The 15,066-nt window shown below is 62.4% G+C and carries 12 protein-coding genes and 1 pseudogene; 5 read left to right on the top strand and 8 right to left on the bottom strand.

Going from position 1 to position 15,066, the window contains the following annotated elements; translation table 11 throughout:
• Positions 1-201: 201 nt before the first annotated feature.
• Positions 202-1,272, top strand: coding sequence for an MFS transporter (locus ACTWPB_RS08855; protein ID WP_446225193.1), 1,071 nt, complete (start codon positions 202-204; stop codon positions 1,270-1,272).
• Positions 1,157-2,254, top strand: coding sequence for an IS701 family transposase (locus ACTWPB_RS08850; protein WP_446226270.1), 1,098 nt, complete (start codon positions 1,157-1,159; stop codon positions 2,252-2,254). The genes ACTWPB_RS08855 and ACTWPB_RS08850 overlap by 116 nt, the downstream gene beginning before the upstream one ends.
• Positions 2,255-2,815: 561 nt before the next feature.
• Here ACTWPB_RS08850 and ACTWPB_RS08845 read toward each other — a convergent pair.
• The gene (locus ACTWPB_RS08845; RefSeq protein ID WP_446225192.1) at positions 2,816-3,103 is read right to left on the bottom strand and encodes a hypothetical protein; all 288 of its coding nucleotides are present in this window, start codon (positions 3,101-3,103) and stop codon (positions 2,816-2,818) included.
• Between the two features lie 288 nt (positions 3,104-3,391).
• Between ACTWPB_RS08845 and lepB the strand changes: the two genes are divergently transcribed.
• Positions 3,392-4,162, top strand: coding sequence for a signal peptidase I (lepB, locus tag ACTWPB_RS08840; protein ID WP_446226269.1), 771 nt, complete (start codon positions 3,392-3,394; stop codon positions 4,160-4,162).
• A gap of 43 nt (positions 4,163-4,205) precedes the next feature.
• Here lepB and ACTWPB_RS08835 read toward each other — a convergent pair whose 3' ends face one another.
• Positions 4,206-5,159 (bottom strand): hypothetical protein, encoded by a 954-nt coding sequence (locus tag ACTWPB_RS08835; protein WP_446225191.1) that lies wholly within the window; start codon positions 5,157-5,159, stop codon positions 4,206-4,208.
• A gap of 142 nt (positions 5,160-5,301) precedes the next feature.
• Entirely contained in the window at positions 5,302-6,606 is a 1,305-nt protein-coding gene (locus ACTWPB_RS08830) for a hypothetical protein (protein ID WP_446225190.1), read from the bottom strand.
• Positions 6,607-7,696: 1,090 nt separating this feature from the next.
• Between ACTWPB_RS08830 and ACTWPB_RS08825 the strand changes: the two genes are divergently transcribed.
• A complete protein-coding gene (locus ACTWPB_RS08825) occupies positions 7,697-9,844 on the top strand; it encodes an ATP-binding protein (protein ID WP_446225189.1) in 2,148 nt (715 codons plus the stop codon).
• Positions 9,845-9,867: 23 nt separating this feature from the next.
• On the opposite strand, the gene ACTWPB_RS08820 is transcribed toward ACTWPB_RS08825, so the two are convergent.
• The 3 genes and pseudogenes from ACTWPB_RS08820 to ACTWPB_RS08810 all read right to left on the bottom strand — a co-directional run bounded on the left by ACTWPB_RS08820 (position 9,868) and on the right by ACTWPB_RS08810 (position 11,011).
• Positions 9,868-10,473, bottom strand: a complete 606-nt coding sequence (locus ACTWPB_RS08820) for an IS3 family transposase (protein ID WP_446223330.1) — start codon at positions 10,471-10,473, stop codon at positions 9,868-9,870.
• Positions 10,474-10,490: 17 nt separating this feature from the next.
• Positions 10,491-10,730: pseudogene (locus ACTWPB_RS08815) on the bottom strand (IS3 family transposase); the annotation flags it as partial.
• Positions 10,727-11,011, bottom strand: coding sequence for a transposase (locus ACTWPB_RS08810; protein ID WP_446223331.1), 285 nt, complete (start codon positions 11,009-11,011; stop codon positions 10,727-10,729). The gene ACTWPB_RS08810 and the pseudogene ACTWPB_RS08815, both read right to left, overlap by 4 nt.
• Positions 11,012-11,365: 354 nt before the next feature.
• On the opposite strand from ACTWPB_RS08810, the gene ACTWPB_RS08805 reads away from it, so the two are divergent.
• The gene (locus tag ACTWPB_RS08805; protein ID WP_446225188.1) at positions 11,366-12,289 is read left to right on the top strand and encodes a hypothetical protein; all 924 of its coding nucleotides are present in this window, start codon (positions 11,366-11,368) and stop codon (positions 12,287-12,289) included.
• A 283-nt stretch (positions 12,290-12,572) separates the two neighbouring features.
• On the opposite strand, the gene ACTWPB_RS08800 is transcribed toward ACTWPB_RS08805, so the two are convergent.
• Both ACTWPB_RS08800 and dnaG read right to left on the bottom strand, forming a co-directional pair.
• Positions 12,573-12,977 carry a hypothetical protein gene (locus ACTWPB_RS08800; RefSeq protein ID WP_446225187.1) on the bottom strand — a complete coding sequence of 135 codons (405 nt, stop codon included), beginning with the start codon at positions 12,975-12,977 and terminating at the stop codon, positions 12,573-12,575.
• A 159-nt stretch (positions 12,978-13,136) separates the two neighbouring features.
• A complete protein-coding gene (gene dnaG / locus ACTWPB_RS08795) occupies positions 13,137-15,062 on the bottom strand; it encodes a DNA primase (RefSeq protein ID WP_446225186.1) in 1,926 nt (641 codons plus the stop codon).
• Between the last annotated feature and the right edge of the window lie 4 nt (positions 15,063-15,066).

Here is a 15,066-nt window from a genome sequence, read left to right as displayed (position 1 = left end):
TCCTCCTGTTTGACGGGCTGAGCGTAGTGGGCTCAATCTTGCCCTCGAGATCTATCGCGAGTCAACCCGAAGTTGAGTCATGGTCGCTCAATGTTGTCGATCGGCATAACCGGTACCAGCGGCGATTCATTCCCGCCGCCCCGAAATATTTCCCGGCCCCGACGCCATTCTTGCCACGAGGGCGCTCAACTGCAGCCTCTGATGCTCGACGTGACCATCGTCAACGTGGCGGTGCCAAGTATCCAGGGCGATCTGCAAGCGGAATACTCGCAACTCGAATGGATCATCGCCGCCTATGTGCTCGCCTTCGCCGCGGTGTTGATCACGGGCGGGCGGCTCGGAGACATCTACGGTCGCAAGCGCGTATTCCTCACCGGCATGGCCGGTTTCACGATCGCCTCGGCAGCGTGTGGGCTGGCGACCGATCCGGCCGTGCTCATCGGGTCCCGCTTCGCGCAGGGTGCGATGGGGGCGTTGATGGTGCCGCAGATCCTGGCGATTATCCAGACGACGTTCCCGAAAGAGGAGCGGGCCAAGGCAATTGCCGTGTACAGCGGCGTCGGCGGTTCTGCCTCAGCGGTCGGGCTCGCGCTCGGCGGCGTGCTGGTGCAGGCCGATCTGTTCGGGTTGGCTTGGCGGCCGATCTTCTTGGTGAACATCCCGGTCGGGATCGCGGGATTCATCGCGGCGTGGTTCGTGATGAGCGATTCGAAGTCGTCTACGCCCCCTCGACTGGACCCCATCGGGATGGTGCTGTCGGTTTCCGCTGTACTGCTGCTGGTGTACCCGTTGACCGAGGGGCGTCGACTCGACTGGCCCGCATGGACTTTCGTGATGATGGCGGCAGCTCTCGCGGTGTTCGCCGGGTTCCTGTTCTACGAACGCGCGCTGACTCGGGCGGGACGGTCGCCGTTGGTCGACCTCGGACTGTTCCGGTCGCGCCCGTTCGCGATCGGGCTGGGAACTTGGTTGTTGTTCTGGATCGCCATGGGTGGGTTCTTCCTGGTGTGGACATTGTTCATGCAGGCCGGACTCGGATGGTCGCCGTTGCGGGCCGGGCTAATACTGCAACGGCATCTGTGTGAGTCGTTGCTGGTAGATCTGGTGCGTGGTGTTGGATCGTGTTGTGGCCGAGTTGGATTCGTTGATGTCGCGGATCGGTGGCCGGTTCGCGCGGTCGGAGCCGCGGGAGCGGGCGCGGGAATACGTGTCGGGGCTGCTGGCCGGGCTGGAGCGCAAGAATGGCTGGACGTTGGCCGAACGTGCTGGTGAGGGCTGTCCGGACGGGATGCAGCGGCTGTTACGCAAGGCCGACTGGGACGTCGAGGCCGTGCGTGATGACGTGCGCGACTATGTGGTCGAACACCTCGGCGACCCCGATGCTGTGCTCGCCGGTGACGAGACCGGTTTCCTGAAGAAGGGCACCAAATCCGCCGGGGTGCAACGCCAGTACTCCGGCACGGCCGGTCGGACGGAGAACTGCCAGATCGGGGTGTTCTTGGCGTACGCGTCGCGGCACGGGCATGCCCTGATCGATCGGGAGCTGTATCTGCCCGAGTCCTGGACCACCGATCGGGAGCGCTGTCGCGGCGCTGCGATTCCCGACGAGGTCGAGTTCGCGACCAAGCCCCGGCAGATGATCCTCATGCTCGAACGCGCGCTGGCCGCGAAGGTGCCGTTCTCCTGGTTCACCGCCGACGAAGCCTACGGCCAAGCCGGCTACTTGCGGGACTGGTGCGAGGACCACGACGTGTTCTATGTGCTGGCCACCCGCCGTGACCAGCAGGTGAGCACCCGCGCCGACCGGCTCGCGCGCGCCGAGGACCTCGTAGCGGAGTTCGGTGACCGCACCTGGCAGCGGTTCTCGGTCGGCGCCGGCGCGCACGGGCCGCGTGAATACCACTGGGCGCGACGCCAGATCGAGGGCACCTGGAAGACCGGGCGCGGGCACTGGCTGCTGGCACGGCGGGCGTTGACGCCCAACAGCAAAGGCGAGCACGAGATCGCCTACTACCTCTGCTACGGCCCCGCTACCGCCAGGTTGGTCGATCTGGCCTGGACCGCGGGATCACGCTGGCACGTGGAAGAGGCATTCCAGCAGGCCAAGGGTGAGGCAGGACTCGATCACTACCAGGTCCGCAGCTGGCGGGCCTGGTATGCGCACATCACTTTGTCGATGCTCGCCCTTGCGTGGTTGGCCGCGTCGAAAACCCTTGCTGCAAAGGGGGAACCAGCGATCTCGACGCGGACATGATCGCTCTCACGGTACCCGAGATCCGCCGTCTGTTGGTCGCGTTCGTACTGACCCCGCAACATAGGGCCGATCACATCTGGTTGTGGTCGAGATGGCGGCGCCGCCGCCAGTATCAAGCCCGGCTGTCTCACTATCGCCGCCGAGGCCACCCTCTCGATTGACCCACGAGTGCCGTTGCAGTATTAGCCCAACGTTTCGTCGACTAATTCACGGCATCACGATCTGCCGAGAATGCGCCGAGAGCTGGGAAATTGACTACGAAGTCCACTACCACTACACATCCGGTGGGCGGCTACTACGCGGGCAAATTGAGTCAAATCAAATGATGGTGGCGGCTGGCGCTACAGCCGACATAGATCGAAATCAGCCAACGTAGCGTGGGCCCCTCTCGATCGCCTGACGGATGAAACAGTTGACAGAAGCGAAGTCGGATTGCGTCGGGGAAACAACTTCCCCGACGCAATCCGTAGTTGGGAACAGCATCTGTCCCCAACATCTTACATCGCCATTAGACCCGCCGTATGGCGAGTACTCCCGCGGCGATACAGCTGTAACTATCGCCTAGTGGTACAGCTTGTTGAAGAAGAACTTCGAACCATCGAGGCCGAATGCATCGCCACGGAGGCAGTCCGTTACGATACCGTTGATCTGGCCGGCGACTACCTGTCGGTCGGCTTCGCACTGCTCCCAGGTGTCGTACGGCGCGCTGTATTCGGCCGAGGCAATCCCGGTTGCACCCAGAATGATCGCAGCAGCCACGAGAGTGGTACCGCCAAGCTTGCGAATCATTTTTCTCCCCTGTTGATCGTATTTTCGCCAGAGCGGATAAATGCCATTCTTAGACGCCATCTGACGTTGATGTGTGTGAATGTCAACCTCAGAGTTCCGCTCACAAACAATCATTTCAGTGGCGCTTCGATCGATCAATGGATGCTCAACCGCCCCGCCGTTGGATCCGGCCGGGGGTCCTTGCTGCACCGGTCTCGTCAATGCGGGAATGCGACTCGGACGCGAGCTGCGTGATTCGCTCAGCTCACCGATTGCTAGGTGCTATATCGCGGTCGGCGACCTTCTGTAGCTGCAGCCGCTGCCCCAAGCGGTCTCAGAATTGGCTCGATGCCTGTGACCTGGGCTACGATGTTCGGTGTGACAGACGAAAGCAGGTCGGCGTCGGTGTCCGATTCGGATGACGAAGGCAAGGTCCGCCGCAAAAAACGCGGAGATAAGAAGCAGCGCCCGTTCTGGCAGGAACTGCCGATCCTGATCGTGATCGCGGCTGTGATCGCGGCTCTGATGGTGACATTCGTCGGCAGACCGTACGTGATCCCGTCACAGTCAATGGAAGACACGCTGCTCATCGGCGATCGCATCTACGTGCAGAAAATCACCTACTACGGCAGTGACCCGGCGCCGGGCGACGTGGTGGTTTTTGTCGGGCCGACGTCGTGGAACGACCACTATAAATCGGTGCGATCCGACAATTCAGCAGTCCGTGGCCTGCAGAATTTTCTGTCCTATTTCGGCCTGGTTCCGCCGGACGAGAACGATTTGGTGAAACGGGTCATTGCCGTCGGTGGTCAGACCGTGCAGTGCTGCGACGCTCAGGGCCGGGTAATGGTCGATGGCAAGCCTCTCGACGAGCCTTACATCAAGAAGGATCACCCTTGGTACACCGACCGGCCCAACGCCGTTTACCCGGCCGGACGAGTGTTCGGGCCAGTCGTAGTGCCAGCTGGCCACATGTGGATGATGGGCGATAACCGCAACGAGTCGCGAGACTCAAGGGCTCACGTCAGCGACGAACTGCAGGGAACTGTCCCGTTCGACAACGTCCGCGGTAAGACTGTCTTCAAGATTTGGCCTCCGAGTAGACTCGGACCGGTGCGATCGCAAGATCCTCAGCGGTGAACGTAGCGAGCGTATTCACCGTCTGAGAACGCCTATCCAGGCGCTATTCCGGCTGGACATCACGGGTTGCAAGCTGGGTGGCAAAATCCTGCCACATATTGGCGCAGGCATTCGCAATCTGTACTACCGCGGATACTTGATGTGCCGGAATAGCCTGAATAGATCTGGTGTCATTTCGACGTTCGATGGTGCCCACGAGAAGGCGAAGTAGCGCCCTTCCTTCCTCGTTAGACCTAATCGATGGGTCACGTCGAAGACTACTCAACAAAACATCCACCGCAGCTGCGGTAGTACTGCCACCGCTAAACTCTGGCGGGGTGGTGACGCGCATTTCATTATGCAACAGTCGAGTCTTTACGTCTTTGACGGTCGCTGGCGACAGTCCCACCGCTCTGGCTACCTCCCGCAAAGAGGAATTCGGATTTGACTTGAATAGCGCAGTTGCATGCAGCCGGGCATCTGTGCTGTCGACTGGCCGCATCTTGCCATCCCGACCCAATCTCTTGTTCAACTGAGGTGCATCCTCAGTTGAACAAGCTCGAATCGAAGCGACAGTCTTTGTCGACAGTCCCACCAACTCCGCGATCATTCGATCAGACCACGTCCCATGGGTATCAAGTATTCGACGGGTGGCCGCTGAGCGATCTTCACGGGACAGCGGTAAGCCCTGCTCGGCGTTAACATAAACAGCTAGCAAGAAGGCCTCGGTTTCAGAGCCCTCAAAAAATGAAACGTCGATGACTGATTCGCCGCGCTGCCGCGCTGCCATTATCCGGTGAGCGCCGTCTATCACCTCCATAGTCTTTCGGTTAACGACAATTGGGGGTAGCGCGGTTCCGGCCTCGACTAACTCTCGAACGTGGCGAATGTCAACGCCATGCACTCTTGGTGAGATGGCGAGTTTCAGGCTATCGATCGATATCGGTTCGGGAAGCGAGCAGCGGCGAGTTTGCATCTTTTTGAAGTCGCCATCAGATCGCGATTCGCGAGGAGTCATGAATTCTCCAAAGGTGACAAATCGTCTGCACCCTGCTATATGTTGAAGCCTATTCAATTGCTGGATGAATCCAGGCGGCTTCAGGCGGTTTCGCGTCGCGAAACAGCAGGCTCACATTCATTACGTCAAACTGGGTGCTGGATTACCGCGCCGATGCCCAGAACTCATCGTCGGTGAAAGGGGAGTTCTCGTCGCTGCCGAGTGGCACAACCGCGGACGGGGCGATTCGGCGTGAGTCGTCTTCGCTGCGGCGACCGATCGGCGGCAACCCGACGAGGCTACTGGTCGCTGCGGTCGCTGTCTGAGATGAATCGCCGCTGACGGATTGCGGGGTGATCTTGGTCCCGTTGTCCATATTGGTTTGGCTGGTACCACCTTGTGCGGCGTTGTGTCCGGGCTCAGGGCTGGCCGCGCCGATCTGGGAACCGTTTCCTTCGCTCCCGGCAGCCCCTCTGCCCGGCGTATCAGTCGCCTGCACGTCGCTGACCGGTTTGGCGGCGCTCGGCTTGTCTCCGCTCGGCTTGTCTCCGGCGCCAGTTTCGGCGGCGCTTCCTGAATCCGCATCATCGGCCCCGAAGCCCAGTTTGACTGCCGCGTCGGCCGAGGCCTTGATGATGTCGTCAAGATCGTTGTCAAGTCCGGACAGGCTGTTGATTAGCGACGGTAAGTCCCCTGTGAACCCCTTGACGGCCCCCAACACCGACACCAAATCCGATGTTGTCCATTTGCTCGGGTCAAATGCTGAGCTTGTGGAGCCGCCCGAGGATGACTTCCCACCGGTACCCGAGCCTCCGCCGGTGTCAGTTGGTTTGCTCGAGCCTCCGCCGGTGTCGGTCGGTTTGGCCGAGTTTCCCGACCCATCAGCGGAGATCGGGGTGCCGGATAGCACCGGTGTCCCTGCGGTGTTGCCTGACTGTTGAGTTGTGGCCAGTGTTTGAAGGTTTGCGGGTGTGCCCTGCCCCGCGCTAGGAGTGGTAGCACCCGGAGAGCCTGCGGCAAGAGTGTCGGAGTTGACGCTCTGACCGTTCATGAGCGCCGAGCTATCTGAACCCGCATCAGTGACGGAGAGGGTTGCAGCTTGCATCTGGATCTCCGAGACGATTGTCGAGGCGCCCGCCGAGGTTGCCGATCGGGCGGTCAACAATTCCGCCAAGCCAGTACTGATTCCCGAACGATGAAATTCCAGCTCCTCGGCAGACAGCTCGGCTCCAGTGACCGACCAGTCCTCGCTGACGATTGCGCCCGCGCCGACCGCGTCGTCCACGCGTCGCAGTAGCACCTGGCGATAGCTGGTCAATGAACCGCCGCCATCGATCAGCTGCTGCGCCAAACCATCAACCGCCCCGGCGGCTCGAACCCCTAGATCCCGATCGCCAGCGATACGGTCGTAGGCGGCCAGATAGGAATCGCCAGACCAGCCCGAACCCGCCGATCTGATGTTCTGCACCGCGGACTCGGCAGCTTCGACGAACGTAGTATTCCGCTCTCGCAACCGTTGCCCCAGGTCAGCGACTTCCCATGGTTTCCACTCATCGCGAACCTGCCTCAGAGTCGGGGTTCCTGCTTCGTCGGAGGCGCTCTTCCCACGTGATTTCATAGCGCACCGGCCACGGCGTTGAGCGCATCGCTGAACTCGGCATCTGTTACCTCGAAGTCCGAGGCACCGCCCCGCGAGGCGGTCGAAACTTGTCGGCACCGAGATCCGAAGCCTGTCCAAACTTCCTCGCATACAGAAAGTCCGGACCCCAGAACCTCCGAGACCAAAGTGCCAGTTCCCGATTCCGCCGAACTTGTCAGTGACGTCACCGAGTCAACAATCGAAAGACCTTCTGTCACGCCAGCGATCGTCTCCATTGACTGCGACAACAGCCGCAGCCGTTCGGGATCAACCAACATATGAACCTCCCCGTCTACCGGTCGAGCGCAAGTCCCGCCAGGGTCGTTCGGACCATCGAGCTGACCCTCCGCATGACCGAGTCCCCGTGTCAGCGAAAGCGGAATCTATTGCCTTACATATGGATTGGACGCGCTGGTCACGAAAGTGGTTCCACCGATTCGCAGTGATCCCAGTCACAGGACCTCGATTGCTGGGAACTGCTTCAGGTTCGGGGCCCGCTAGACCTGACCCACCGGTTGGTACCAGTCGCGTGGCGGACTGGTAGCGCGGACGGTGTCGTAGCCGAAAGACCCGGGTGGCTGAGAGGGCATACAGGAGGCGGACGCTGCAGAGGCTCTCGTGGTCGAAGCGTGTGCCGCGCCACCCAGTCCGGAGAACCGTCGGGTTGCGACGAGTATCCCAACGCGGTCGAGCCAGCACCGACTGGAACGCGTACGCATGCGCGCCCACCTGACGCTTGTTGCCCTTCGCTGCCCTTCAATTCGCGCCGGGTCACGATCGTGCCAATCATTAAGTACATCAACGTATTCCGACGTCATTCCGGGTGTACACCTATGATTCGTGTCTGGAACCACGTGCGTAGCGTAAGGACTGTCGGGAGGGAATTTCTGTGTCGGGGACAGGTGCTCCAGCGCCGTTGGTGGACAGGGTCGATGAGTTGGCGGCGCTGTTGGCGGCCGTTGACCGGTCGGTCGAGCGCCGTGAGGCACGCGTCATCGTTCTCCGCGGTGAGGCCGGTGTCGGCAAGACCAGCCTGTTGACCAGATTCGCGCACGAGGCAGCCGAACGGCACAGCTCCGCCCATCTCCTGACCGGCTATGGGCAGGCGATGCTGAACTCGTTGGCGTCGGACTCATTCCAGGCTGTGCGGGAGTGCTTGAGGTCGTTGGCCTCGTCGGCGCAGCGTTCTGGCTCGGCGTCGCGGTGGCGGCGGATCACGCAGTCGTTCAAGCAGAACGCTCCGGATTGGATCGAATCGGTCCCGGTAGTGGGGCAGGTGCTCGCGGCTGGTGTCCGGACCGGTCAGTCCTACGCGGCCAGCGGTGGCGAGCGGACCGAGATGGACAGTCGGCTCGACCAGTTGCTTCGGCTGATCGAGGACATCGTCACCGACACTCCGTTGGTGATGGTGCTCGATGACCTGCACTGGGCCGACACCGCGACCATCGACCTCCTGACAGCGATCGCGTTGCGGGTCCAAGGTCCGCTGGTCCTTGTTCTGGCGTACCGGTCCGATCAGCTCAAGTCCACCGACCAAACCCATCCGTTGCAGCGCACAGTGTTCAAACTGTGCAGGTACCGGCCCGAGACGCCGGTGATCGATCTGGTGCGCCTGTCGCCGAACGACACCGAGGAATTGGTGCGCCGCACGGTCGCCGGACCGAACATCTCGCCCGGAGCGGTGTCGCGGATCGTCCGGTTGAGCGCGGGCAATCCCCTGTTCGCTGAGTCTCTGGCTAGGGTCGATCAGCGTGGTGGTCACCGCCCGCCCCAGCAGATCACCGCGGTCATCGAAGATCGACTGTCGTACCTGAGCTCCGAGGACCAACGGCTACTCGAAACCGCGGCCTTGATCGGCTACAACTTCGAGGTCGACTACCTGGCACAGCTCATCCGTATCGACGTCGATGATGTGTACGAGCGCCTGCATGTCCTCTTCGACGAACACGACCTGCTCCGTCCCGCCGAACGACGAAACGACTACGACCGCTACCGCATACACCACCCCCTCTTCGCGCAGGTGCTGCGCGAACGAGGGGCAGCCAACGGGCCTCGGTGGCGTCGTCACCACGCCAAGCTGCTCGGAATCCTCGAGGCCGAACAGAACTGGGACGACGAGTTGTTCGTGCGAGCGGCGGCAGTGGCGGTCGAAGCAGCCGACGGCGCGAAAGCCGGACCGCTCGCGCTGCAAGCCGCCCGGCGCCAGTTCGCGCTGGGCGCTGTCTCCAAAGCCCGCGACCTCGCACGCATCGCGGTCGAACACACGCCGAGTTTCGCCTCACACGCCCTGCTCGCCGAATGTCTTTCCGCCGGAGGGGATCACGCCGCTGCCATCGATGCCTGCGTAGCGGGACTCGCGCTGGCAGCCTCGGAGACCGTTGCCGCTGCGGATGTGGCGCATCTGCGGCTGTTGTGGGCGCGGAATCTGCGCATGACCTGCCGCTGGACACAGGCACGACAGGTCCTCGACCAACTGGCGGTCGACTTCCCCGAACCGGGGGGATTGCTCGCCGAGACGCTGAACCTCTACGCCGAGGTCGCTCTGTGCGGGCCGACCCAGGCCTGTGCCCGGTGCATCGAGCTGTGCGACCAGGTAGCGGCGATGACGACCGAGCCCGAAGTGCAATCACGGGCATTCGGGCACCGCGGCCTGGCGCACCTGGCCGCGGGCCAGCCGATGGAAGCCGAGCAGTGGCGGCAAAAGGCGATCGATATCGCCCGCTCGGCCGGCCACCCCTACGCCGAGTACGAAGCGATCCACTGGCTCAGTAAGAAGACTATGGCCTGCATGGAGGTCGAACGCTCCTCCGAACTCCTCACCCAACTCCGGGAGATGTCGCAAACATCCGGGGTGGCCAGCGAGAACCCGCCCCACGTGCGTGACCTGAGCCGGGTACTCGGGCTGAGAGGCGAATTCCCCAACGCCGCGAACGCCTTCGCGGTATTCACCGACATCAGCCAAACCGCCGCCTCGGGGAGGGTTTCGACGACCTTGGCGTGCCAGCTCTCAGAGATCGAATGGCGATGGGGACCGGTCGCCGCAGAGGACGGGACTGCCCCGGAATGAGTTGACTCGCGGGTTGTAGTGGTTCAGGCCGCGAGTGGGGCCTGGTTCAGAATCTCATACTCGACCGGAGTCAGTCGTGACAGGCCACGCTGACGGCGCCGCCGATGGTAGGTCCGCTCGATCCACGACACCATCGCCAGGCGGAGTTCTTCCTTTGTCGCCCAACGTTTTCGGTCTAACACATTGTGTTGTAGCAGCGCGAACCATGATTCCATCGCCGAGTTGTCCGCGCATGCGGCTACCCTGCCCATCGAGCCGCGTAATCCGTTGTGTGACAACAGATGCACGAACTTTCTGGAACGAAATTGGCTGCCTCTGTCCGAATGTACGATCGTGGCGGTCGGTGACCGTAGCCCGATCGCGTTGCGCAGCGCTGAACACGCGAGTTCGGCGGTCATTCGGTCGTCGATGCTGTAGCCGACGATGCGGTTGGACCACACGTCCTTGACTGCACAAATGTAGAGCTTGCCCTGGTCGGTGCGGTGTTCGGAGATGTCGGTTAGCCATAGCTGGTTGGGCCAGAGGCGGTGAAATCCCGCTGGACCAGGTCGTCGTGGACCGGCGGACCCGGCCGGGTGACCATGGCGCGTCGACGGGCGAAAGCGCTGTAGATCCCTTGCAGCGAGCACAGGCGTTGGACACGGTTTTCGCCGGCTTCGAAACCGAGGTCAGCGAGCTCGTCGGCGATGAACCGGTACCCGAACTCGGGATCATCGGCGTGGATATCGAGCGCGGCGTTGATCAAATGGGCGTCATCCCAATCGCGTTGGGACACGGGGTCTTTCACCCATTTGTAGAAAGCTTGTTTCGAGAATCCCAATACCCGGCAGGTCACCGCGACCGGGATGCGGTCAGCGGCTAGATCAAGGACCAGCGGATAGGTCATTTTGGGGGCAGCTCCCTGGCGAAGAACGCGGCCGCTCGTCGCAGGATCTCGTTTTCTTGTTCGAGCAGTTTGGTTCGTTTACGCAGTTCACGGAGCTCTTCGGTCTCGGCTGTGGTCAATCCTGGCCGGTTGCCGTCGGCGACGTCGGCCTTCTTGAGCCAGCCCGCGAGGCAGCTTTCCGAGATGCCGAAATCCTTCGCGATTTGCTTCAGCGGTGCTTGGCCCTTGCGGGCCACAGCGATGACGTCACGACGGAATTCGTCGGGGTAAGCCTTGGGCACGGTGGTTCATCCTCTCACGGAGGAGACTCGCTGGACTCCTCAGGGTAGGAGTCAACCAAACCCGGGGCAGTCCCGGTTTCTGGTTCGAGTCCAGATGGGGGAGCATCTACCAGGGTCAAACGTCATCGTTTGACCCTGGTTTTTGACTATTCTGACCCTCGCTACACGAAAACAACACCTTTTCACCGTTTCAGCTGCTCCACAGTGGCGGTGAAGTCGGGTGCCTGCGTCGCATGATCGATGTGAGCTGCGGCGGCTCTGGCGGTCCGGATTTCGGGGTAGCCGACTACGCGTGACAAACCCGCGCCTGCGGCGCAAGCTGATGAGTGCCCAACACACATTGGAGGTGCACTCATGACATCGACCACGACGCGGGCTCCCCGCACGGAATCCCCCGCGTCACAGATCCACTACTCGGAGGATTTCCCCGCCGAGCACCGCCGTTTCGTCGAGAAGTCGATCCAGAGCATGATCGAACGTTCCTCCGCGGCGACCGCGCGCGGGCGCGCCGCCGCCGCCGAACGGACCGCGATCTCGCAGGCGCTCTACGCTCCGCTGATCCGACTGGCACAACAGGATCCCGACACGGCGGACATGCTGCGAAACGCGGAGGAAACCCCTGTCCCGCTCGACGAGGACCTGGCACACCTGCGGCGCACCGACTCACACGGGACCCACCCGGAAACAACGGCAACGCTCGATATCCGGGCAGGCACAGAGATCTTCGGGATCCCGTATCACTTCGAGTGGGCATGGCACGACCCGGCCGGCGGCGCACCGTTCGAGATCGTTGTCGATCGCGACAACGGCCGCGTGGCCATCGACGGCCGAGCGGGTCCGAAGATCGGCGGCGCCGACGACTTCGTAAGCGCGCGTGCCGGATTCGGGGTCTCGCTGCAGACCGACCACGAGGTCTCCGCGATGGGCCGCGCGTACCGGACGACCGACGACCACTACTCGGTCGGCGCCGGGTTCGGCGGCGACGCCACTGCGGAGGGTGGTACCGATCTAACGGTTTTCGAGAACGGCAACTTCATCGCCTCCGCTATCGACAAACGCTGGCGCAAGCGGGTCAGCCAGAATGAGGTGGACGTCTACAGCAGCGACGGATTCGGCCCCGGGGCGACCATCGACGTGTTCTGGACGATGCGCCCCGGCAATACGTACACGTTCAACGTCGGAACGTGGGTCTATGCCGAACGGAACGACGGTCTCGGCAACACCTGGAGCCAATCGAGCATTGTCGCGAACCTCATCTTCATGAGCCTCTTCCGATAGCGGCGTGACGCTGGGAAATCTCCAGGAAGGCTGCGGGGGCGGTGCCGCGCGAGTACCTGGAGGGTGCGAGCCTGATTACCCGGCCGAATGAGGATGGCCTCCTCGGTCAACAGCGTTCCGCGGTGACCCCAAGCGACCCGGAATCTCTACCGGCGCCGGTAGTCGAACTGTGGTCTCGACAAGTCGACGTCTGCTCGGAGGTCGCCATCATCGGCAGCGCCATCGAAATCGACACGGCGAGCACGGCTTCCAATGCTGAGGGACTCGATGAAGCCCGGTTGCGTCAGGATGGACGTTGGTACAGGTAAATTGTGGCGAACTGTGAGTCACGAGCGATCGTGACCTCGGGGTAGTCGGGCCTGATGTTGCCGTACGGTGAGCTGGCGAACAATTCGATTGCGTTCGTGCAATCGAACTTCCAGTCGTTGTCGCCGCCCTTGGTCGTCGGGTCGAAGCCGAGCTGCTTCGTCAGCTCGGCGCAGGTCACTGTGCGCAGCGGCCGGGGATAAGCCTGATCCGTGAACATCGACTGGTAGTCCGGGAATCGTTCCGCTGGCGCGGTCCCTACGTAGCCACACATACCTGCCAGCGGCGGACAGCCGAATCGGCGCATCCTGACCAATTCGAATGAGTCAGGTATCCGGATACTATGCCGATCTGTGAGCCGCTGCGCCTCCTCGTCGGACATGTCATGGTCCGCTTTCGGGATGATGGCAGAGACCCATCCCCACAGGAGTGCTCCACACGTCACGAGCACGAGGGCGGTCCAGAACCATCGCAAATCCCAGCCTCGAGACACGATCCCCCCGCAGTTGCCATGACGGAAAGGCACTGATAGACAGCGCTTTCAGGCCCCGGCCGCGTAGCCCTCGTTGCCCATCGCCTGGGCCGCGAGGCTCTTGCGGTACTGCTCCAACGCCACCAGGTCGCCGAACAGCGTCATGTAGGTGTCGGGTTCCTCGCTGGCGGAAAGGCGCTGCAGCTTCGATTTGAGCTCGGCGATCTGGCGGCCTACCCAGGCTTCCTGGGTGCGGGCCAGGATACCTGTGATGAAGCGTGGGGTGTCGTTCTGTGTGCGGACCGGGAGCTGCTCGTTGGCCAGTTCGGAGACCAAGGCGCGGATCATCAGGTCATCGGTGTGGTCGGCGACGGCGGCGACCCATTCCGCGCCGCTGAGCCCGGCCGCCGTGCCGCCCGCTTGGGCGATCATGATGCGCAGGGCGACATAGGCGGGGTGGGTGAAGGCGGCGGCGTCGATGGCGTCGAAAGCCACGCCCGCGATGCCTGGGTATTGCAATGCGGCACTGAGACTTTGACGTTGAGCGAACAGCACCGGGTCATTCGGGGCAGGCCGCACCGAGGAGCTCTCCTCGAGCCGAGGCACGGGAATCGCCGCGGCACCGGACTTCAGCGCGGGCGTGACATTGCCGCCCATCCGGTTCTTCTTCGCCTCTTCACCGACCCGGCGTACGACCAGCTGGATGTCGTCCCAGCCGACCCAACCGGCCAGCTTGGTCGCGTACCCCTTTCGGGTGGCGTTGTCCTTGATCTGAGCCACCACGGGCACCGTACGGCGCAACGCTTCGACACGGCCCTCGACATCGTCGAGATTGTGTTCGGCAATCAGTCCGCGAATGACGAACTCGTACAGCGGGGTTCGCCGCGCCACCAGATCACGCACGGCACTGTCACCGGAGTGCTGACGCAACTCGCACGGATCCTGCCCGTCGGGCGCGACAGCGATGTAGGTCTGCCCGGCCAGCCGCTGATCGCCACTGAACGCCTTCAACGCCGCGGCCTGGCCTGCCGCGTCCCCGTCGAAGGTGTAGATGATCTCGCCGCGCCAGAAGTTGTCGTCCATCAGCAGCCTGCGCAACACCTGCAGGTGCTCTTCGCCGAAAGCGGTGCCACAGGACGCGACCGCGGTTTTCACTCCGGCCAGGTGCATGGCCATGACGTCGGTGTAGCCCTCGACGACCACGGCCTGATGACCCTTGGAGATGTCGCGTTTGGCATGGTCGAGACCGAACAGCACCTGAGACTTCTTGTACAGCAACGTTTCCGGCGTGTTCACGTACTTGCCGGGCATGGTGTCGTCGTCGAACAGCTTGCGCGCGCCGAACCCGATCACCTCGCCGCCGAGATTGCGGATCGGCCACAGCAGGCGCCGATGGAACCTGTCGATCGGACCGCGCTTGCCCTGCTTGGACAACCCGGCCGCTTCGAGCTCCTTGAACTCGAAACCCAAGCGCTGCAGGTGTTTGGTGAGCCCGTCCCAGCCCGCGGGCGCGTAACCGCAACCGAACTGCTGCCAGGACGCCTTGTCGAAATTGCGGTCCGTCAAATACTGGCGGGCGGCCTCGGCCTCGGGTTCGTGTAGCAGGGCCATGTAGTACTCGTGCGCGGCGGCATTGGCGGCGACCAGGCGGGAGCGCGTGCCACGATCGCGCTGCACCGAGGTGCCGCCACCCTCGTAGTTGATCTGGTAGCCGATGCGATCGGCCATCTGCTCGACGGCCTCGACGAAACCGATGTGTTCCATCTGCTGCAGGAACTTGTAGACGTCGCCGCCCTCACCACAGCCGAAGCAGTGGAACAGTCCATGGTTGGGTCGCACATGGAACGACGGTGACTTCTCGTCGTGGAACGGGCACAGACCTTTGATCGAGTCGGCGCCCGCGCGCTTGAGCGCCACGTACTCACCGACTACATCTTCGATCCGGACACGTTCACGGATCGCCGCGATATCGCGATCTGGGATTCGTCCGGCCACGGTG

The sequence above is a fragment of the Nocardia sp. IBHARD005 genome (assembly GCF_052814245.1).
Note: the sequence above shows the minus strand (reverse complement) of the source record. Positions and strands in the feature narration are given on the sequence as shown.